At 66.4% G+C, this 20,223-nt stretch carries 21 protein-coding genes and 1 pseudogene; 10 read left to right on the top strand and 12 right to left on the bottom strand.

The window, feature by feature from the left end; translation table 11 throughout:
- Positions 1 to 106 precede the first annotated feature (106 nt).
- Positions 107 to 193, top strand: a pseudogene (locus Dfulv_RS35805) (methyltransferase domain-containing protein); the annotation flags it as partial.
- Here the strand turns inward: Dfulv_RS35805 and Dfulv_RS35800 are convergent.
- The 4 genes from Dfulv_RS35800 to Dfulv_RS35785 form a co-directional block, all read right to left on the bottom strand.
- Entirely contained in the window at positions 190 to 1,197 is a 1,008-nt protein-coding gene (locus Dfulv_RS35800; protein ID WP_259858257.1) for an RNA polymerase subunit sigma-70, read from the bottom strand. The pseudogene Dfulv_RS35805 and the gene Dfulv_RS35800 sit on opposite strands and share 4 nt — an antisense overlap.
- A 350-nt stretch (positions 1,198 to 1,547) precedes the next feature.
- Positions 1,548 to 1,862 (bottom strand): AbrB/MazE/SpoVT family DNA-binding domain-containing protein, encoded by a 315-nt coding sequence (locus tag Dfulv_RS35795; protein WP_259858256.1) that lies wholly within the window; start codon positions 1,860 to 1,862, stop codon positions 1,548 to 1,550.
- 813 nt (positions 1,863 to 2,675) lie between these two features.
- Positions 2,676 to 3,356 carry a hypothetical protein gene (locus Dfulv_RS35790; protein WP_259858255.1) on the bottom strand — a complete coding sequence of 227 codons (681 nt, stop codon included), beginning with the start codon at positions 3,354 to 3,356 and terminating at the stop codon, positions 2,676 to 2,678.
- A gap of 417 nt (positions 3,357 to 3,773) precedes the next feature.
- Entirely contained in the window at positions 3,774 to 5,450 is a 1,677-nt protein-coding gene (locus Dfulv_RS35785) for an AIPR family protein (RefSeq protein WP_259858254.1), read from the bottom strand.
- Between the two features lie 485 nt (positions 5,451 to 5,935).
- Here Dfulv_RS35785 and Dfulv_RS35780 point away from each other — a divergent pair, with 485 nt between their 5' ends.
- From Dfulv_RS35780 to Dfulv_RS35770, 3 genes are all read left to right on the top strand, one after another.
- Positions 5,936 to 6,643: an RHS repeat protein gene (locus Dfulv_RS35780; protein ID WP_259858253.1), complete on the top strand. Its 708-nt coding sequence runs from the start codon at positions 5,936 to 5,938 to the stop codon at positions 6,641 to 6,643.
- Positions 6,644 to 6,822: 179 nt separating this feature from the next.
- A complete protein-coding gene (locus tag Dfulv_RS35775; RefSeq protein ID WP_259858252.1) occupies positions 6,823 to 7,335 on the top strand; it encodes a hypothetical protein in 513 nt (170 codons plus the stop codon).
- Positions 7,336 to 7,474: 139 nt separating this feature from the next.
- The gene (locus Dfulv_RS35770; RefSeq protein ID WP_259858251.1) at positions 7,475 to 7,696 is read left to right on the top strand and encodes a ribbon-helix-helix domain-containing protein; all 222 of its coding nucleotides are present in this window, start codon (positions 7,475 to 7,477) and stop codon (positions 7,694 to 7,696) included.
- Between the two features lie 514 nt (positions 7,697 to 8,210).
- Here the strand turns inward: Dfulv_RS35770 and Dfulv_RS35765 are convergent.
- The gene (locus Dfulv_RS35765) at positions 8,211 to 8,774 is read right to left on the bottom strand and encodes a transposase (RefSeq protein ID WP_259858250.1); all 564 of its coding nucleotides are present in this window, start codon (positions 8,772 to 8,774) and stop codon (positions 8,211 to 8,213) included.
- A complete protein-coding gene (locus Dfulv_RS35760; RefSeq protein WP_259858249.1) occupies positions 8,729 to 9,277 on the bottom strand; it encodes a winged helix-turn-helix domain-containing protein in 549 nt (182 codons plus the stop codon). The genes Dfulv_RS35765 and Dfulv_RS35760 overlap by 46 nt, the downstream gene beginning before the upstream one ends.
- A 303-nt stretch (positions 9,278 to 9,580) precedes the next feature.
- Here Dfulv_RS35760 and Dfulv_RS35755 point away from each other — a divergent pair, with 303 nt between their 5' ends.
- The 3 genes from Dfulv_RS35755 (at position 9,581) to Dfulv_RS35745 (ending at position 11,735) form a co-directional block, all read left to right on the top strand.
- Positions 9,581 to 10,255, top strand: coding sequence for an SAM-dependent methyltransferase (locus tag Dfulv_RS35755; protein ID WP_259858248.1), 675 nt, complete (start codon positions 9,581 to 9,583; stop codon positions 10,253 to 10,255).
- Positions 10,256 to 10,620: 365 nt separating this feature from the next.
- Entirely contained in the window at positions 10,621 to 10,908 is a 288-nt protein-coding gene (locus tag Dfulv_RS35750) for a hypothetical protein (RefSeq protein WP_259858247.1), read from the top strand.
- 119 nt (positions 10,909 to 11,027) lie between these two features.
- Positions 11,028 to 11,735, top strand: coding sequence for a hypothetical protein (locus Dfulv_RS35745; protein ID WP_259858246.1), 708 nt, complete (start codon positions 11,028 to 11,030; stop codon positions 11,733 to 11,735).
- Between the two features lie 145 nt (positions 11,736 to 11,880).
- Here Dfulv_RS35745 and Dfulv_RS35740 read toward each other — a convergent pair whose 3' ends face one another.
- Both Dfulv_RS35740 and Dfulv_RS35735 read right to left on the bottom strand, forming a co-directional pair.
- Entirely contained in the window at positions 11,881 to 12,246 is a 366-nt protein-coding gene (locus Dfulv_RS35740; RefSeq protein ID WP_259858245.1) for a hypothetical protein, read from the bottom strand.
- Positions 12,247 to 12,435: 189 nt separating this feature from the next.
- Complete coding sequence (locus tag Dfulv_RS35735) at positions 12,436 to 13,701, bottom strand: MFS transporter (protein WP_259858244.1); 1,266 nt, start codon at positions 13,699 to 13,701, stop codon at positions 12,436 to 12,438.
- A 264-nt stretch (positions 13,702 to 13,965) separates the two neighbouring features.
- On the opposite strand from Dfulv_RS35735, the gene Dfulv_RS35730 reads away from it, so the two are divergent.
- A complete protein-coding gene (locus Dfulv_RS35730; RefSeq protein WP_259858243.1) occupies positions 13,966 to 15,099 on the top strand; it encodes an SAM-dependent methyltransferase in 1,134 nt (377 codons plus the stop codon).
- A 121-nt stretch (positions 15,100 to 15,220) separates the two neighbouring features.
- Here the strand turns inward: Dfulv_RS35730 and Dfulv_RS35725 are convergent, their stop codons facing one another.
- The 4 genes from Dfulv_RS35725 to Dfulv_RS35710 all read right to left on the bottom strand — a co-directional run bounded on the left by Dfulv_RS35725 (position 15,221) and on the right by Dfulv_RS35710 (position 18,140).
- The gene (locus Dfulv_RS35725; protein ID WP_259858242.1) at positions 15,221 to 15,466 is read right to left on the bottom strand and encodes a hypothetical protein; all 246 of its coding nucleotides are present in this window, start codon (positions 15,464 to 15,466) and stop codon (positions 15,221 to 15,223) included.
- 276 nt (positions 15,467 to 15,742) lie between these two features.
- Positions 15,743 to 16,048 (bottom strand): hypothetical protein, encoded by a 306-nt coding sequence (locus Dfulv_RS35720; RefSeq protein WP_259858241.1) that lies wholly within the window; start codon positions 16,046 to 16,048, stop codon positions 15,743 to 15,745.
- Positions 16,049 to 16,816: 768 nt separating this feature from the next.
- A complete protein-coding gene (locus Dfulv_RS35715) occupies positions 16,817 to 17,221 on the bottom strand; it encodes an NUDIX domain-containing protein (protein WP_259858240.1) in 405 nt (134 codons plus the stop codon).
- A gap of 262 nt (positions 17,222 to 17,483) precedes the next feature.
- On the bottom strand, positions 17,484 to 18,140 hold the full coding sequence (locus tag Dfulv_RS35710; RefSeq protein ID WP_259858239.1) for a DUF2625 domain-containing protein: 657 nt from the start codon (positions 18,138 to 18,140) through the stop codon (positions 17,484 to 17,486).
- A 51-nt stretch (positions 18,141 to 18,191) separates the two neighbouring features.
- Here Dfulv_RS35710 and Dfulv_RS35705 point away from each other — a divergent pair, with 51 nt between their 5' ends.
- Entirely contained in the window at positions 18,192 to 18,374 is a 183-nt protein-coding gene (locus Dfulv_RS35705) for a hypothetical protein (RefSeq protein WP_259858238.1), read from the top strand.
- A gap of 136 nt (positions 18,375 to 18,510) precedes the next feature.
- Complete coding sequence (locus Dfulv_RS35700) at positions 18,511 to 20,187, top strand: right-handed parallel beta-helix repeat-containing protein (protein ID WP_259858237.1); 1,677 nt, start codon at positions 18,511 to 18,513, stop codon at positions 20,185 to 20,187.
- Positions 20,188 to 20,223 lie beyond the last annotated feature (36 nt).

Raw genomic sequence — 20,223 nt, 5'->3', positions numbered from 1 at the left:
GAGCAGGCCAGGCGATCATTGCGCGACGCGGCGACCGCCTGGGTGGACCGCGGCAGCAGTACCGAAGCCGCCATCCGTACCTGTTCAAGGGCGCGGTGTACTGCGGGCGGCGTGCGTGGCCGCCACCGCGGAGCGCCTGCCGTTCGAGGACCAGTCCTTCGACGCCGCGATGGCGCTCGCCACCGTCGATCACAGTGTCGGGGGCAGGTCCAGCCATGGTTTGTCGGTGGCGTCGAATCCGGTGAGCTCGGCGATCTTCCCGTCGACGATGTGCAGGACCGCGATGGCGAACAGCCGGTACTCCGGGTCGTCGGGGGTGCGCAGGTACAGCGCGGCGGCGGGCATGCGGTTGACCGTCGTGGCGATGCAGCGCCAGTCGTCGTGGCCGGGCTGGAAGAGCCCACCGGAGACCCAGCCGTCCACCGCGTCCTTGGCCGTGATGACCGAGGTGCCCGCCTCGGGCAGCATCACGAAGCGCAGGTCGTCGCGCAGCAGGGACATCAGCCCGTCGAGGTCGTTGCGCTCATGGGCGTCGATGTACGACTTCACCACGCCGCGCTCGTCATTCGACAGCTCGTGGGCGGCGGGGCTCCGCCAGTCGAGGCGACGGTCGGGCAGCTGCTCGCGCATCGTCACGCGCGCCCGCTGCAGCGCGCTGGTCACCGATGCGACGGTCAGCTCGAGGGCGTCGGCGGCCTTCGACGCCGGCCAGCCGACCACGTCGCGCAGGATGAACACCGCCCGCTGCCGCGGCGGCAGGTGCTGGACGGCGACGATGAACGCCAGCTCGATCGTCTCCCGCGCCACCACCGATTCCTGCGGGTCCTCGGGGAGCATCCGGTCGGGGTACGGCTGCAGGTACAGCACCTCGGAGCCGACGTCCGCCAGCCCGGACGGCACGGGCGTGCGGTCGTTGCGCTTCTCCAGGAAGTCGAGGCAGGCGTTCGTCGCGATCCGGTACAACCAGGTCCGCAGGGCCGCGTGGCCCTTGAACGACGCCCGCTTGTGCCACGCTCGCAGGAACGTCTCCTGCGTCATGTCCTGGGCGTCCTCGTAGTTCGCGAGCATCCGGTAGCAGTGCACCTGCAGCTCACGCCGGTGGCGCTCCGTGATGAGCGCAAACCGCGCCGTATCGCCTGAGCGAGCCACCGCGATGAACGTGGCCTCGTCAGCGCCCAGCGGTCTAGCGTCGGTCATGGTCATGAATCCTTCCACCGGTGCGTGCGAGGGGACTACCAGAACCGACGACATGGCGGAAGAATTCTGATCGGTGAAGCCGCTGGCACCGGGCCGTACGTCTGGGCGGATAGGTCGGGCCGGTGGTCGGACCTGCTCGCGTGCCTGCCCGACATCCGTCCACCGGCGACAACGAATGCCCTCAGGCACCGCCTTCGAGACGACCGGGATGTATTCGGCGAAGCTCGGCGCTGGAACCCGCACCGCCGCAAGACCGAGAAGATCTGCTGGTGACACGCCGAGGCGATCAAGCAACACCCGGGCCGCCTCGAGCTCCGCAGCGCCCGCGGGCTCTCTGCCCGGTGATTGGGTCATGCCTTGTCACCGCCGATCACCTCGTGCGCCTGGGTGATCATCGCGTCGAGCGCAGCTGGCGGATGTATCACCAGCAACTGTCGGTCGGGTTCCGCCGCCAGCAGCACGCGATCGCCGGGGTGCAGATCACACCAGCGCCGCACCGGCTCCAGCAGACACAGGTAGCCGGCATCATTGAGGCTCAGCACCCCGCCCGGGTCATGGCGGACCAGGACGAAGCCATGGTCCTCGTGGACTTGCAGCCGCGTGCGGGCTGGCCAGCCCAACGCCCGGAAGACCGTGCTGCTGGCGATTCTGCCTGCCTTGTCCATCGCTGCGAACCCGTAGACCGTCGACCGGCTACGACGCGGAGGGAGTGGCGGCATCGGCAACACGCGTTGCTGAGCGGCGAGCGGTGCATGCCGGAGGAGGGGTGGTGAAGCCGCAGCCGGAATCAGTGCCGGAACGGCGCCCGTCATGAATCCCACCCACCATCGTGGGTGGATGCGGACCGTCGCGAAGATGCTGCGTTCGAGTGCTCAAAGGCACTCGAACCCACGTACGTCAACTGTCGCATAGATGCGACGCTGGGGTGTCGAAGGGGGGACGCGAGCCCCCATTTGTGGGATACGTGCCCGAAGCACGTGTCCATGCGCAAATTCTAGCAATGTCGATACGCCGAATCAAATAACTATCTGGGCAGGTCGAAGGGGTTGAAGCGGCGATCCTTCGAGGGCTCGGACCGCAGGTCAGGACGATGATGGCGGTTGGTAGGCTCAAGCGGCGAGTGGACCCAGATTGATGGATTAGCTGCGCAGATCTCGTCTCCGTGCGGGTCGAATTCGGACTGGAAAGTTGCGTCTTTGGTCTTGCGGCAGATCGCAATGTGCCGCCGGGACAGCACATAGTCATTTTGGCGCCATCGCTTCATTCAGACGGCCGGTCCACCCATGCTGTCGAGGTTGCCTCAGTGCTCGCTTCCGCGAATGCGGCTCCTATGACGGAAGTCCCAGCTGCTGCACGGTGCGGGCGGCGTCGGTACGGGTCGGTGCCGCCTGCTGGTGTGTATCGGCTGACGAGTAGCCGTCCGCCGGGCCCGATCGATCGGCCTGATCCCATCGGGACGGACGTTGGGTGGATGGCGCTCAGGTGGCGTCGGGTACGTTGTCGCACTCGAGGATTTCGGTGATCTGAGTGGAGAACATCTCCACCCACCATTCCGCCGTAGCTGGGTGATGGCGCGGGTGGGTGACTGCGGGCAGCGTCCGGCACAGCGTCGACAGCGGGACGCGTTCGTCCGGTGGGCGGTGTGCCCAGCTGGTGACGTCGGCCCAGCCCTGCCGGTCCAGCAGCGACTTCGACGCCTTGCGCAGCAGTGCGCTGGGCTCAGGCGGGGCGAGCTGCCAGGCGAGCGGCGGGAAGTAGACCTGCCCGACGTTGGCGAAGCCGACCGCGTCCTCGTCGGGAGGATGGTCCACGGATAGGAACCCGGCCATGGACCCGGTGACCCGGGCCATGGTGCCGCAGGCCAGGGCGAGGCGCAGCCGCAGCTTCGCTGACACCGTGACGGCGGGTGCGGTGTTGAGGAGTTGGTCGGCGAGGCTGGGGAAGTTGACCCGCAGCTGTGGGCTAAGGCCGGGGAACCCGATGAGGACCGAGCGGGCCACCGCGCCGGGTCGGATCTCGGTGTCGGGCAGCGGCAGGCGGCCGGCGGTGCGGATACGTGCGTCGCGGATCCACAGTGGCCGGACGGCGGCGGCGAGTTCGCCGTAGGCGGGGTCGTAGCGGGACTGCAGGTTGTTGCACGAGGTGCAGAGCCCGTACACGTAGAGGCCGCCGGGTGAACGTTTCGTCAGGTCGGCCTCGACACCGTTGACGACGAACCGCCGCCGGCCGACGAGTCCGCGGTTGCCGGCGCACTGAGGCGGGACATGGGTGCGGGTCAGCGCGGTCTGGTTTCCGCACAGACCGCAGGGGTGCTGTGGCGCTGGAGCTCGACCGGCCGCCGCTGTCCTCGATGTCCATGCATAACAGCAGGTAACGCTACGGTCGCGCGCCGAGAGCCGCGAGCCGGTTACGGGCTGCTGGTCACTCGTGCGGGTTATAGCTGTTTGACGACCTGCCGCTGCCTACCGATGGGTTACGGCGATTCTGAGCTGTCCGACAACGCTGAATACGTCAGCTGATCAGTCTCAACTTATTCGTCCTCTAGACGTGTTTTTGGAATGCCAATTTGCGGCATATCATCGTTTTGACGTTGTGGCCAGATACCCGCGGCCAAACTTCAGGATAGAGACCGTAACCGCAGGGTCCTTTGCCATTCGGTCCAGCATCACTTCGCCGGTAAACCGGCCCACACGAGCATACTCATCCTGGATTCCGCTCAACAGCGCAGTTTGAAGACTGCGTTCAGGCTTAACGCTCTCGATTGCCGCGAGATCATTTGCACCGGGCCGGTGCTTCCGCAGGAGCGCCATTGCAGTCAACATTGACAGGTGATAAAGAAAATCCTCTGCTTGGGCCCTCGTGTGGCGAGCCAAATTGAGAAACGTCTGCGTTTCCCGAACTATATTTATGCATGACGCGTATGCTTGGATCGGATGGCTTGGTGCAAATAGTAGATCATAAATGTCTTCTTCGAATACGCGACTGACCTCTCCGCGTGCAATGTGGGGAGTCTGCACCATGACCGAGAGTAAGGCTTGCCCCATCTGGTCTATACTAACGAGCTGCTCTATTGGCTTACCCTGATTGTAGTAGTGCCGTCTCCGCCTCTCGTAGTAAAGGCCGCACTTGGCCAGGTACTCCTCTATCTGACGCTGCACCTTGTCTGTTGCTCGAAGGGCGCTCGGGCCGAACGACGTCTGACTGTTGGTGGCGCGAATGATGCGGTCCCGAACACTGTCGTCTTGTGCCTGTATGACCTTCACGAGAATACTTCGATCATCCGCAGCATCGTTTTCGTCTGAAGTTTGCCGTCGCTTATGTATCTCGTTCGAAGTCTGAAGCCCATTAACGATTTGCGGCGCGTCTAGCTGAAGAAGCTTGCCGGCTGGTTGCACCGTGTTTGCTACGATTGTCACACCGTTATTGAGCCACCAGAAGTCCACGTCCGAGTCGCCGCTAGAGAGTGTTTCTTGGATGTTGCGATTTACTGAGGTGCTGCCTTCATAGTCGCGGACGTTGGCCTCGAAAAGACTAGCGTCCAGCTTGCCGTCGTTATCCGTGATAAAGTCCTCGTAGTCCTCCAATTTGACGACAGCTACATATCCGCCAGCTTTGGATGTGGAGATGGGATTTTCGGCCAAGGCGAGATGGCGAGTGGTTACTGGCCTTTCTCTGGCCATGTCGGCTACCGAAGTTGCATCCAGGAAGTCGACTGCAATATCTGCCCCGCCGAAGCAACCGCGCACGACTGCCTCTAGCTCATCCGCTTTGTCTCTTGTGCCGGAATGAAGATGCTCTGCTTTCAGTGAGGCAAAGCAAATACGAATACGTAGACTCGGCATTTCCAACTGCCTATACGCTGACAGGAAGCGCCTTGTGATTTCGAGGACACGTGCGTTTAGAGTCTTACTCAGAGACTGCTCGTTACGTCCAAAGTCAAGCAGCCTCGGAAGGTTGACGATTAGTTTGTCAACTGCGTCTTCACCGAACCCTTTGCTGTTCTTGACTTGCATCAAGAACAGGTCGATCTGCGCCCCACGGCCCAGGCCTGAGATGGGTACGTCATCACGCACGCACATCGAGTTCGCGAAAATGTAGATCCCGTCAAGGCCACCGTCGTGGTGACCGTCCACGAGTCCGGCGGTCAGATCATCATGGGTCGGTGCGTAGTGGCGAAGGTACTGTCGCGCTGTGAAAAAGGTGTCGTGATCATCGCCCAGCCCGTCGTACCGTTGGCGATCACGCTCCAGCATGTCAGCAAGCAGAATTACATCGTTACTTGGCAATTAGTCCTCCGATGGATGTCCGCCCGGTTTCGACAGTATAGATACCGATTACGCCAGCGATCCGAGCGTAGCCCGCGTCTATCTTCCTCAAGCCAGCTCGCACGCTACAGACCTTGAAGGTCGATTTGACCGACGTCCGCTCGGCGTGTCGCCGTAATACCGGTCGATCGCATGTTGTAGGCCGAAGGGCTTAGATGCTCGACCACTGGGCCGGAACGCTTGATCCGACATGCCGGCGTGGCGTGGCGTGACGACGCGGCGAACCACTCCATCAAAGCGGGGAAGCACAGTGCACCAGTTGCTCATCCGAGCAAGCATGAGCCAGTCGGCCATGAGGTTCATAATCCCAACCAGGAGTGCCAGCGCATCCCTCGAACGCGGCTGCACGACCATGCGGCCTTCAACCGCATGTCGACAGAGTTGTCGTACTCAGGAGGTACGGTCTGTCACTGGTGTGGCCGCGGGCGAGTCCGGGCCTGGTAGGAGCCGTCGTCACCTCGGCGACCGGTGACGTCCAGCTGAACCTGGTCAACCTGCACGGCGACGTGGCCGGCACGATCGACATCGGCCTCAGCACCCCGGCGCTGCTCGACTTCGACGAGTTCGGCGTGGCGCAGCAGCCTGCGGTGCGGTTCGGCTGGCTCGGCGCCAAGCAACGCTCGGCCGAGGCGCTCGGCGACGTTATCCTCATGGGTGTCCGGCTCTACTCCCCGGCGCTCGGCCGGTTCCTGCAGCGTGACCCGGTGGCTGGGGGCTCGTGCTCCGCGTACGACTATGCCTGCGGCGACCCGGTCAACCATCACGATCTCGACGGCAAGTTCCTCAAGAAGTTCCTGAAGGCCACCGGTAACTTCCTGGTCCAGCACGCCGGCACCATCTCGGTGGTGGCGGGCGCGCTGGCCCTGATCCCGACCCCGTTCTCACCGTTCCTGGGCGCCGTGTCGTTCGGCTTCGGTGTCCTGGACGCCGCCATGTCCTGCAAGTCCGGGAAAGCGGTCTCGTGTGCGCTCGGCGTCGCCAGCATCGTGCCCGGGGTCAAGGCAATTGCCGGGGCGGGCAGGACCGCCAACAGGGCCAGGAAGGGCTTCGAAGCGGCGACGAAAGCGAAGAACAGTTTCGTCAAGGGCGGCAAAACAGCCGGCAGGCCCGGGACAAGGTGACCCGGCAGTGGCGCAAGGCCCGGACGGCGCACAACGTCGCGGAGTCCAAGTGGAAGCGCTGGCGCTACGCTGGCAATGGGTTTCTTGCTACGTTCGGGGCCCAGACGGCGTGCAAGTACACCAGCCCGTGCAAGAAGAAGGTGGAACGGTGGCCCGGCGGCTGGATCTAAGGTTGGTCGATGGCTGACGTACCAAAGCTGCGCGATGTCGGCTGGGCACTGATCGTGATCATTGCCTGGCCGCTTGCCAAGGTGTACGGCGACTCCGACGCTGCGAGCCTGCGGTCCGATGCCGCCGAGGCTCCGTACAACCGGATCTCGGCGCAGCACGCCAACATCAGCCGGGGGTATGCCTGGGTGTTCTTCGCGCTCTGCGGGGTCCCCATCGCGATCATCAGCGCCTGGGTCGTCGGCCCGTTGCTCGGCCGGGCCGTCGGGACCTGGGCTGGCGCCGTGGGCATCGGTGTGGTGGTCGTCGGGTTCGCGATGTCGGGGTTGAGTTTCGCCAGGTCTGCCGCGGCCCGGCGCGCCTACTCCGACCGCCCGCCGTCGAGGCGGCGGAACCGGCCGGCCGTGCCGCCACCGGCCGCGGACGGTCCGGCGTGGGCGGTATGGTGCAGCCGGCCGTCGTCATGGGACCTGGTGCCAGCGCTGCTCGTCGGCGCCTTGTTCGTATTTGGCTCGCTGCCCTGACCGGACCGACGATCGCGATCAGTCAGGGGGAAGCCTGTTGCAATGGCTGTGGATCCGAAGGTACGCGACGCCGGCTGGGCGATGATGGTGCTCCTGGCCTGGCCGCTCGCGAAAGTGTTCCCCGACGGCGGATGGGCCGATGGCGATGATCAGCATCCGTCTGCCGGTCGCGATGGTCGAGGAGCTTGACGGTCTCGCGGACGCGCAGCAGGCACGGCGCTCCGATGTCATCCGGGACGCACTCGCGTCCTACATTCGGGAGCGGACGGCGCCGGTGGGGCCAGACGACGCGCAGCAGGCGCTCGAGGTCCTGCGGAAGGTCGTCGCCGGTCGGTTCGGCAACCAGGCTGAGGCGGCGTAGCCGCAGAGTGCTCTGACATGCACCCCTTTACTCGGCCGGTTTATGCTGGATGCGACCTGGGAGAACGTGCTTGAGCACGTCGCTGGGGCCTCCGACGACTGGGGGTCAAGGGGTCGTGGTTCGAATCCCGCCGTCCCGACAGTGTGAGCTGGGAATATTCAAGCTCATGATGTATACATTGGACAGTTCTTGTTAGGGCGCGCTAACAGTGGCGCTAACAAGAAGTCGGCCGAAACCGGACAGAAGACCCTAGTCAACGTCGGTTTGGTCGCTTTTGGGCGCATCGCACTTGACGCAAAATCAAGTGCTGTCAGTGTCGCGGGGTGCCATCCGTTAGCGTTCCGTTCGCGGTAGATGTTCGCCGCCCGCGGGGCGTGGATCTGCTGTGCCGACGAGTCCGGCCTGAACTTGATCCCACCGGTGCGCACCACCTGGGCACTCTGCGGGCAGACCCCCGGCCCTGCACCACCACTGCCGACGCGGCTAGAGACTCTGAACGGTCAGGGTCTGGAGATCATGGTGACGAGAGTCCGGTGGCTCTGAAGAAGCCGTCGATGAGGCCGTCGACGTACTGCATCTTCCTGAGCTTGGTTTTGGCCAGGCGGGAGAGATTGGTGGCGTTCCCGGCGGCGAGATTGGCCAAGCTGCGCTTGAGGTGGGACCAGACCTTCTCAACCGGGTTGAGTTCGGGGGCGTACGCGGGCAAGGTGTAGACGCGCAGCCATGGCCGGGCCGCGATGAGTGCCTTCATCTTGGCGGAGACGTGTCCCTGCGGGTTGTCCCACACCAGTACGATCGGTCCGGCGAGCTGTTGGTGGGCGGCGTCGACCAGTGCGGCGAAGTCGGCTTCCCGGAAGCCTTTCTTCTCGCCCTTGTGTCCCTTGTGGACCGTGGCGCGGTAGATGAGCCGGCTGCGCTGTCCAGGTCGGTAGCAGGTCAGTCCGGCCAAGGAGATGCGACCGGAGCCCTTCGCGGTGACTTTCACGATCGGGGTCTGGCCGCGCGGGGCCCAGGTTCGGGCCCTGGTTGGTCTCAGCGTTTGCCCCGCCTCGTCGGCGAAGCAGATCCACGCGCCCAACCTGCGCGCGACCCTTTACCGCTGGCCACTTGTGTTTTCACCACGAGATGATCGCCGCCTCGTCGGCGTTCGACCGCCCGGTGGCTGGGCATCTGCGGTGTCCAGCCCATCCGGTGCAGCAGCAGCAGCGAGGCGCCCTTGATGCTGTACTGGACGTGGCAGATCGTGGCGATGAGCTTGACCACCCGGGGAAGCGTCCACCGCTGATCCTCGACGTAGCCCGACGCCGCCGGGCCGGCCTCCAGTCGCTGCTGAAGCCGACGCATCTGGTCGTCACTCAGCTTCGACCGGGCACCGCTGGTTCCCTTTGACTGCAATGCTTCCGAACCGCCGGCTTTCCAAGCACGACGCCATGCGTACGCCGACTTCGTCGACACCTCAAGTTGGGCCGCGACCTCGATAGCGGACACGCCAGCAGTGAAGAGGTCGGCCGCCTGCTGGCGCATCTGTTCTCGTCTCCGTCTACCGGCCTGGGTCAGACCGCCGCCGTCGGCGTATCGCACCCAACAAGTATCTCGCTAACCGTACAAAAAGGACTATGGCGACACGTTCTTCAGTGTCTCTAGTGTCCTGAGCCGTCGCGACACCTTGCTGTTGGACAGGCCGTCGGTGCACGGCGTGCCTGGGCATCGACGCCTGTAGGTCATTGTCGGCGGGGTGAGCAAAGGGATTGCATGCCTGCGTGTGACCAGCTTTGATCGGTACCCGTGACAATCGTCGATGAGCTTGCCTGCCCAGATCGGTATCCGCGCTCGTCCCGGTACGACCCGGCCTGGCTGCTCGACCTGGACATGGGGCCGAACCCGTTGTGGCTGCTGGAGGACCTGGCCCGGGATCTTGACCTGCGCCCGGGGATGCAGGTCCTGGACCTGGGCTCCGGCAAGGGGGCGACGTCCGTGTTCCTGGCCCGTGAGTACGGCGTCCAGGTCGTGGCGGCCGATTGGTGGATCGCGCCGGATGAGGCAGCGGCCGTGTTCGCTGACGCTGGCGTTTCCGGCCAGGTGACCGCCGTGCGGGCCGAGGCGCACAACCTGCCGTTCGGGAAGGACAGCTTCGACGCCATCGTAAGCATCGACGCATTCGAGTATTTCGGCACCTCTGACTGGTACCTGCCATACCTCGTGGGGTTCCTGCGGCCTGGCGGCCAACTCGGCGTGGCGACGCCGGGAATGACCCAGGAGGTCCGGGAACTCGGGGCGATCCCGGAGCGCATCAAGGAACTGTTCGGCTGGGAGCCGATCGCCTGGCACACCGCCGAGTGGTGGCGCTTTCAGTGGGAAGTCACCGAACTCGTGACCGTCACATCGGCACGACTGCAGGAAGATGGCTGGCGGGACTGGCTGCTATGGACACAGGCGGTGGCCGAGCACACAGGCGACTGGGCTGGCCCACAACACAATCGCCAGGCGGTGATCGACCTACTCGCCGCCGACGCCGGCGAGTTCCTCACCTTCGCGATGGTGACAGCGAGGAAGAACTGACGAGCAAGCTCCGCGCAGTCCGCTGTGGACAATGATCTTGAATCGACCACGCAGAGACGAGCAGCCAGCTCAGCCTCGCTGTGTTCATCTGCTACCACCCCGACGGCCGTTGGGTGCGGCTGCTGACCGATCGCACCACCGGCGCCTACAAACACCGGCAAGCTCGTCCACGCTCTGCAACGCCTGCCTGATGGCGCTGCTTGAGGGTGCCTGATCTGGGACGGGCTGGCCGCCCAACGGTCCAAGGTCATGAACGCCTGGCTGGCCGCCCAGACCGACTGGCTGCAGGTAGTACCGTTGCCCGTGTACTGGTGTGCACGAGCGGCGCCAACTCCGGCGTCCGCTGCAACACCAAGGTCACGAACATGTGGCATCTGACCAACGACGGATACGGCGACATCTGGACGATCGAGGGTCATCAGCAGTCCGACACCATCGCCGGTTCCCAGGGAGACAGCGGCGGACCCGTCTTCACCGTCGTCAACGGCACGCAGGTCAGGGCGACCGGCATGATCCAGACGGTGAAGAAGACCTGGACCAACTGTGTCGGAGTCCGCTACGCGGCCCCGGACAGCTGGTGCAGCTCCTGGGTGTACTTCTCCTCGATGCGGACGATCAACGAATCGCTCGGCGCCACGCTGAGAACGGGCTGACGATGGTTTGGCCCAGCGTCGCGGCAAACACCGCGGCGCCGGGCCGGCACGGTTCCCACGTACGGCCGGCGCTGCGGCCGGCGCTGCGGCCGGCGGCAGCCGAGGAGAAGGGGCCTGACATGGAAGAGTCTCAGCTGCGGGAAGCGCTCGCGGAGCAGGACGCGGTCCTCGGGTCGCGCCGCACCCGCCGCCGGCGGCGCATCGCGGTCTCGGCCGTCGTGATCGTGGCCGTCCTGCTGGTGCCGATCGGGTGGTTCGCTACCCGCGGGAAACCGGACGGCGATGCGCCGATGGCCGCCGCGGAGGCGTGCATCCCCATGCCGCTCGGCGAGCGGATGCGGCAGGTGCTCGACCTCGGGGCGTCGGTCGTCGTGGCCGGCGGCACGCTGACCGGGCGGACCGGCCCCGACGGTCCGTACCACCACGAGATGACGCTGACCGCCGTGCGTACCCTCGCCGGGCCGGCCCTCCCGGACGGCACCAAGGTGTGGGTCGACACACCGCAGCTGCCGCCGCTCAAGGGCGACACCATGGCGCGGGGAAACCCGGGGCCGCTCTGGGGCCCGGGCGGCGCCCTGTTCGGGTTCGTGTTCCCGCCGGCGGCGACGAACTCTCCGCTCGGCGTGACGGTGATCCAGTCGCCGGTCGTGGGCGATCAGGTGATCTTCGGCAGCTCTGGCGGCTGCTGGGATGTACGGTCGGTCGGCGGCACACCGTTCCACGGCCCGCTGACGGAGATCCCCGGCAGCGGCACCTATGTACGGGCCGCCGAGGCCGGTTTCACCGCCGTGCCGCTGACCACCGTGGAGCAACTCCTCCCCCGATGACCCTCGCCGGACGCTGCGAGTGCCGAGAACCTCATCCGTGCAGCTCAGCATACGCATGGCGGGATTGATGAGGGTGCTCAGTGACGGCAGGAGTTGAACGCGTTCAACGCGCCATCGACACAAACTTGAACGCGTTCTACTCCAGCTACGCAGCGGGCGTGGGCGCTCGTTCGCGCTGCCATAACCGCGCTGACCTGTGCTCAAGCCTGCCTCGATCATGCCGAACAGCGAATGCAACAGAGCCGGATCTCGGATACGGCATTCCGAAGTCGCCGAACGCCTGGGTCACGGTCCCGCGACGTTGATGCGCTACTACTCCCGTGTCAACGCCGGTCGTCGCCGCCAAGCCGCCGACGCCCAAGGTGGTGCCGCCGGAGCCGGTGACGATGGTGCGGAAGGCGATGCTCAGGTCGACGGCGCCGTTGAGGGACCGCGCCCGAGTAGACGCCCCACGGCCCCGCCTCGAGTTTTCCAGCAGTTCCAGTGTCCGGCGTTTCGGCGCGCCGGTCATCGAACCGCCGGGGAACGCCGCCCGTGCGCAGTCGACGCCGTCCGGTCGGCGCGGAGCCTGCCGCGGACTGTGCTGACCAGCTGGTGCACGAGTGGGAACGTGTCGACGGTGAACGGCGCCGGCACGTGGACCGAGCGATCTCGCAGACGGTGTTGAGGTCGTTGCGCATCAGGTCGACGATCATCGGGTTCAGAGCGCGTGCGGCAGCCGGCGTACGTCGCGGTTGAGCAACATTCCCGCCACGGCGAATCCGCACAGGACGGCGGCACCGAGCAGTGTCGTGCGGGTGCCGAAGTGTTCCGCGAGGGGGCCGGCGGCGATCTGCCCGACGGGCACCGCGAGGATGGAGCCGAGGATGTCGTAGGAGTAGACCCGGGCCAGCATCTCGCCCGGCACGTGCTCCTGCATCGTAGTCTCCCATGCCATGCCGAACTGTTCCACCGCGAACCCGACGGCGAACCCCGCGAGCATCAGCGGCACCACGTGTGGGGTGAGCCCGAGCGCAGCCAGCAGCAGCACGTTGCCGAGGCACCAGACCACGCCGTACAGGAGCAGCCGGCTGACCCGCACCCGCAGGGCGGCGAGGGCACCGACGATCATCCCGGCTGTCTGGACCGCGAGGACCAGGCCCCATGCCTTGCGCCCGAAGGTCTCGTCGGCGACGACCGGGCCCAGCACGTTCATGCCGCCGGTCATGGCAGCGTTGATCACGCAGAAGCCGGCGACGACGACCCAGAGCCAGGTGCGGCTGGCGAACGCGGTCCAGCCGAGGCGCAGGTCGGCGAAGATCCCCGCGCGTGCGGTCGCGGCACGTTCCAGCGGGGACACGCGAACGAGCAGGAACAGCAGCGCGGCGACGCCGAATGTGGCGGCATCGACGGCCAGGCCCCAGCCCGGCCCGGCCGTCGCGACGAGCAGGCCACCGAGTGAGGCGCCGCCGATCATTGCCGTGTTGAACGCGAGCCGGTTGATCGCGTTGGCCTGCTGGCGCACCTCGGCCGGCACGGTCTGCGGCACGAGTGCGGACGAGGCCGGGAGCGCGAGTGCGGCGGCGAGGCCGTTGACCGCGGAGAGTGCCAGCAGCAGCGGGATCGTGGCGCTGCCGGTCAGCACGACGCCCGCGACGGCCGCCTGGATGGTGCAGGCCAGTGCGGACGCTCCGACCATCACCAGGTGGCGCGGCAGCCGGTCGGCGATGACGCCGCCGAAGAGCACGAAGACGACGTTGGCGAATGACCGGACGCCGACGACAAGGCCGAGGTCGCGCACCGAGCCGGTAAGATCGAGCACCGCGAACGCGAGAGCGATGGGTGCCACGGCGTTGCCGGCCATCGTCACCGTGCGACCGGCCACGAGGTAACGGAACGCGGGATAGCGCAAAGGATCGAGCGCGCCGGTGCGTTTGGTGGCCTTGTCGCGGCGGCCCGGTGACGGGTCGGCCTGGAGGTCGCTCATCGGGCATCCGGGTGTGCACGGGGAAGCGCGAACGCGCGCACCCGGATGGCCGGATCGATCTCCGGCTGGTCCAAGGCCACGTTGCGGAGTTTGCCCGGACTTCGCAACAACTGTCAATCGCAGTGATCGACTGAATTCGATGTAATGGGACAACGGGGCGAACGCGGGCGGCCTATCGTCTGCTGCATGCAGTCGTCGCCTGCTTCACCGGCGCCGACGCGTGACGCCGGCGCGCGCGTCGGGTGCGAAGGGGACGCCGGGCGATTGCATCGAGCAGAACTACCGCGCTCCTCCCGATATGCGGAGGCGTGGCAGCTGCAGCACGTCACCGGGCCGAATCCACTGTGGACGGCCGAGCTGCTGGCCGCCGTCTGCCCGCTCGAGCCGGGGATGCGGGTGCTGGAGCTCGGCAGCGGACCGGGCACCGGCGCGGTGTTCCTCGCGCGGGAACACGGAGTGTCGGTCTGCGCGGTCGACATCGAGGTCGACGTGGTGGGCGTTCGGCAGCTGGCGCGAAGCGCGGGCGTCGGGCATCTCGTCACCTCGGTGCGCGCCGACGCGCGAAGGCTGCCCTTCGCCGCTGGTTGCTTCGACGCCGTGGTGAGCTGCAACGCGTACCCGTTGTTCGGCATGGACGAGGGCTACCTGCCGTATCTGCTGCGGCTCGTCGTGTCGGGTGGCCGGGTCGGTGCGGTGATGCCCGGACGTGACCACGATCCGCCGGGATACCGGAGCTACTACCGGTGGCGGGGCGTGTGCCTGACCTGGCTGGCGAGCTACGAGCTGAAGGAGTGTCGAGTCGACGGGCGGCTACGGTTCACGGTTGTGTGGACAACGACCGGCGGCGGCGTTGCGGGTGGCCTGCGGAGCCCGCGCTGCGGCCCCGGCCGCGCCGGCGGTGGACAGCGAGGCCGTGAGCCGCAGCGCCGCCCGCCCGACCCCGGCCACGTCGCCGGCGGCGTAGGCCCGCAGGTCCCCGGTGAGCGACCCGGTGTCGGGCAGGGGCGAGCCGCTGGTGAGCCGGGCGAGCGCGACGTCGGCGGTGAGCGCCTCGATCCCGCCCCACCGCTGACTGGCTGGGCGCGGACCCGCGCTCGGTATTCGCGACGGCCGCGGCGCTGGACCGCGCGGCCTGGCCTCGCTCGGACGTGCTGGCCCGCCCGGTACCGCTGTCGTTCGCGACGCTGTCGGCCGAGATGGCGGGGTTGGTTCACCTTGACCGAGCTGGTGGGCCACGGCGCCGACCTGGCGGTGATGACGGGCGGCGAGTCCCGCGTAGAGCAGGCGGTGTGCGCGGACCTGCTGGCGGCGATGCGGGGCCTGGACTTCACCCCGTTCCGCTGCCCGGGCATGTTCGGCCTCGAACGACCGTCATCACATCTGCCCGGTGCGCAGTGATCGCCCGGTGCGCCGTCCGGCTGCCCGGCGGAGCGCGATGTCCTGGCCGTCGTTCCGCCGCGCCGGGCCTGCACGCCATGTCACGCCCGGTGCTCACCGGTGCAACTCGGGCGATCGCCGTTCAGGCGACCCAGAGCGCGTAGAGGCCGGGCGCGTTCCAGTTGGTGGGGGTGATGGTCTCGCAGTAGTAGGACGTCCACTGGTGGTTCTGCTGGCCGACGTACCCGACCCCGGCGCACTGGTCGGGCCAGCCGTACAGCCCCTGCCGGGTGTAGCCTGGCGCCCCGGCGTGCGCCGTTGAGCCGATGCCGGCGGTCGACAGTACAACGCTTGCGATCAGTACCGCCCTGACGACGAATCGCTTCATGAAAGAAAGTTAGCGATTAAGTCCATCGATGTAAACGATGGATTTTCCTCGGCCGCGGCCTCTCACCATGATGTCTCCGTTGTTGGCGTTGGGCTGTTGGCGGACCACCGCCCCGGTCGCCGTTGCAGATGGCGGCGTCCAGCATCGAGGCGCCCTTGCGGCAGGCGGTGGGCGTGATCGTGCAGCCGGAACGGGGAGCTTGCTGTCTGTTACCGATGTCGTGCAGTGCTCGGCCGACTCGGTGGGCGGCTTCTTCGACTGGGTCGTACGACACGATCAGCGTGTTGTCGACCGGCAGGTTCGGGCACGCACCGCGTCCAGAACTGTCGAGAACGATGCTCGAGTCTGTTGACGTTGCCATCCTTCGGTGTTGACCTTTGTGCTGGCCGCTGCGGATGCCGGATGGGTGTAGCACCGCCACAACGCCTGGGACAACCTGCTCAGCGATTCGGCAAGCACCAGTTGGTCCTTGGAACTCGCGGTGGTCGGCAGCGCAGCGACGGTCATTGCAGTGTCGCCGTAGCCGAGACCCCATGAGGCGAGAAGCTCGGTTCGGCTGTCATGGATGGCGTACCGCGTCATGCTGGCCCCCGTGAATGCTGACCGGTCGCCGACGCTCCTGGCGTCCAGTATTGCGGATCGACCCGAAAATTCTGAACCTCATCGACCAGCTTGGGAAGTTAGCCACAGTTAGCCAGGCACGAACGTGGCGGCTGGCCGAGCAGAGGGGAGCGACGTCCTTACGGCAGAGCGGCTCCCGGACGGTCATCGGAGGCGAGGAGATTGACCCAAGTAGAGGCAACACCCACGTCCATGTAACCTAGCAGCCTAGGAAGCTCTACATGGTGAGGCGACCTCGTCAATGGCATCGAACCTCGGTACCGATCTTGGCGACTTCGACGGACACAACGCCAAAGCACACACTCTGTGACTGTCGGAGAGATCGGATCCGAAACGCTTGATTGCGTGGTGTTTCATCCGCCCACTTCGTGTGTCCACTGTGGATGATTGTGACACATCTTTGACACGAACGCCCGTACGGTGATCTTCAGGGAGCGCGCGCTCCGCTCGACGTTGGGCAGTCGGTGTAGCGGTTGCCCCGCCGGGCCGAGGTCGATGCTGTGTGAGCCGCAGGCGGCGCTGTGCGTCCACCTGTGCCAAGCGGAGGTCCCTGCCTTGGAGGGCGGTGGCTAATCCGGCAAAACCTCGAAATCGGGCGGGGGACAGGGCATTCCGGGCCCGCGGGCTGGTCCTGGCTCCAGCGCTAACGCACCATGCCGCAGGTGACATTGCGTAGTTGGTGTCCGTCGGGCCGGCGCGCACTCATAGCCGATGACAGCGCGTTGAAGTTCAGGCGCGGGCACCCCGCATCGCTTCCACTATCGCCGTGCCTACGAGTTCGTGGGCGACCGGAGGCAACTCCTCAGGCCGGAACCAACGGATCTCGTCATGTTCATCGGGAGCGACGTTTGTCGGTGTCCCCTCCCACTCGCCGACAAGCCAGGCGCTGAGGCGTACGGGTTCGCCTTCGCGGCCTGCGTCCAGCCGACACAGATGGATCGCGGAGCCTGTTGCTATCCGCACGCCCAGTTCCTCGTGCATCTCCCTGGTGAGCGCAGCCAGCTCTGTCTCGCCTGTCTCGATGTGTCCGCCGGGCAGATCCCACACGCCTGGGTAGGCGCGGCGGTTCGGACTTCGATGGACGAGTAGGACTCGACCTTCGCGAACCAGCGCCGCGACAACGACCTCGTGCATGGGCGGGATTATGGCATGACCATCCGACCAAGAACGTCCGCAACTGCCGCGACTGCTGCGCGTCGGTAGAACCGTGCTGGTCACCACCAGTGACGGGAGCGGTGACGCCGAGGCTTGCCGTCCTGGTGGTGAGCGCCTGTCGCGCAGGTTGACGTCGGATCGTCGGGGGCCGGTTGCTCAGTCGACGCGGACGTGCAACGCCGTGGCGTCTGGTTCCTCGGCAAATCGCGCGGCAACTCGTCCTGCAGCGAGAACAATTCGGCTATCGGGGCCGGACCACGGGTGGTTGCGGCGCGGTCCTCGTGCGCTTCGCGGGACCACGGGAACGGGTAGACCGTATGCCGTGCGACAGCGGCAGCGCGCGGGTCTCTGCCTGCCAGTCCGTCCACCGCAACGACGCGTAGAACTGCGCTGTACCACCCTCGGCGATCCATGACAGCCAGGCGCCATGACCTGCGCCGAGGGGCTCCCATGCCAGCGTGTCGGGGCCGAAGTAGCACACCTCGCCGGCGTTTCCGGGACGACCGAACGCCGCTGGATCGGCGCCGTTGACCTCGAACCTCCCGCCGAGGACGTCATGACCCACCACGAGCGAAGCGGGCGGCCGACCATCGCCGGGCAAGCCGTTGGCTTGCGCCAATGACGGCAGGCCAGCCTCATCGCCGCCGCCAAGCACCCTCAGCCAGCCGTCATCTACGAGCAACCCACCTGTGTGCAACGCCAAAGCGCCGAGCCGCGACCGGGCAGAAACCTGCAGCCGGTACAAGCAATCCTGGCCGGCCCTAGCAGCAACCGGCAGAATGGTGATCTGCGGATTGGACAGTAGCTCCGCCTCCAGCGTCGGCCACGCCGGTTCCGGCGTCGCCATCAGTTCTTCCGCACTGCGCAGTCGATCATCATGCCGTGCGCGATGCGCCATCGCGGCGAGTGGCCAACCATATGATCTTGACGTCCGCTTCTGCCGCCGATCGTGCACGACGGGCGGCACAAACTCGTCACCGGCCGTGACCTGCCACCGGCGGGCGCCAAGGAGTTCATCCGGTTCCTTAACCGGGTCGCCGACTCGATGTTCGGTGGCGGTCTCACCCGAGCGGAGCTGCGCGCCGAGGCGGCCCGGCTGCTACAGACGTACCCGCAGCCGTGGCCACAATGAAGCGGCGGCGTCGAAACACTGGCGTCGTGGCCACGGACGATCTGCGATCGGTCACCGCAACACCACAACGACCGAACCTGTGGGTTTGTGCTGCGAGGTAGGCTCGCGTCAATCGTTTGCCGTCGACGGTGGGGTTATGGCGCAGACTTTGATCGTGTCCCGGGCGCGGGCCGGGGCATTTCCGACGATTCAGGACGCTCTGGAGATCGCGACCGACGGTGCGGTGATCTCGGTCGAGGCGGGCACCTATGTCGAGGTGGTCCGGCTGCGGCGGCGCAAGGTGAGCATCGTCGCGGCGGGGAAGGCCGGCTCGGTCACGCTCGACGCGACAGGGCTCGGCAGCTCAGCCGTGGCGTGCGAGTCGGCCGAGGTCACGCTGCGCGGCCTGGTCCTCACCGCCGACGACTATCCGGCGGTCAGCGTCACCGGTGGCCGGCTCGCGATCGAGGCGTGCGAGGTCGGTGCCGTGTTCGCGGCAGGGCTCAGCATCACCGACGGCGCGCACGTCGAGGCGACCGATGTGAAGGTGACGCAGGGGCAGTACGGGATGGTCATCGAAGACTCCGACGGCGTCGTCGACAAGTGCGAGGTGCGCAACATCGCCGACGACGGGGTGATCGTGCGCCTCGGGGCAAGCCCCGTCATCCGCAACAGCACGATCGAGGGCTGTGGATTCCGCGGCATCTACGTGTACCACGCCGCAAAGCCGACGATCGAGCGCTGCGACATCTCGGCCACCGGCGACGCCGGCATCTCCGTCGCGCACCAGAGCGCACCGACGATCACGGAGACGTGGATCCACGACACGCACGGTGTCGGCATCATGTTCGGCCGTGGCTGCGGCGGGCTCGTGGAGAGCTGCCGCGTCGAGTCGACGGCCACGCCGGGCATCCATGTCGACGAGGGCGCCAGCCCGACGATCCGCGAGGCCGACGAACGGCACCGGCCGCGGGTCGGCGTGCAGGCGATCGAGGGTGCGACGAAGCAGGACACGGATAAGGTCGACAAGCTCCTCGCCGAGCTCGACTCGATGATCGGCCTGGCCGGAGTCAAGGGCGAGGTCCGCTCGCTGATCGACGAGATTCAGGTCAACGAGTGGCGCCGCAGTGCCGGCCTCGCCGTCGGCGCGGTCAGCCACCACCTCATCTTCACCGGGGCACCCGGCACCGGCAAGACGACCGTCGCCCGGCTCTACGGGCAGCTGCTGAAGGCCCTCGGGGTCCTGCCCATCGGCAAGTTCAAGGAAGTTTCACGGCGTGACCTCGTCGGGCAGTACATCGGCCACACCGCGGAAAAGGCCACGACCGTCTTCGAGGAGGCGCTCGGCGGGGTCCTGTTCATCGACGAGGCCTACACGCTGGCCCGCTCCGGTGGCGCCGCCGCCGACTTCGGGCAGGAAGCGATCGACACGCTGGTGAAGCTGATGGAGGACCAGCGCGACCAGGTCGCCGTCATCGTCGCCGGCTACACCGCCGAGATGGCCGACTTCCTGGACGCCAACTCGGGTCTGGCGTCGCGGTTCGCCAAGACGCTCGAGTTCGAGAACTACTCGCCGCAGGAGCTCGTGCTGATCGCGGGGCGGATCGCCCGCAACGACGACTACGTCTTCGCCCCCGGGCTCGAGGACGCGTTGTACGAGTGGTTCGACCAGATGGACCGCGGGCAGAACTTCGGCAACGCGCGTGAGGCGCGCAAGCTGCTCGAAGGGATGCGCAAGGCGCAGTCCGGGCGGCTGCGCAGCCTCGGCCGGGTCCCGAGTCGCGAGGACCTCCGGATGCTCGTCCTGGAGGACCTGCTGGCCGCCGCACGATGAGGCGACCAGCAGACGAAACCCTCCATGCAGAGCAGG

It is taken from the genome of Dactylosporangium fulvum, from assembly GCF_025137375.1.
GTDB classification, from domain to species: domain Bacteria; phylum Actinomycetota; class Actinomycetes; order Mycobacteriales; family Micromonosporaceae; genus Dactylosporangium; species Dactylosporangium fulvum.
The sequence above is the reverse complement of the archived record's forward strand: the minus strand, read 5'-3'. Positions and strand labels throughout refer to the sequence as shown.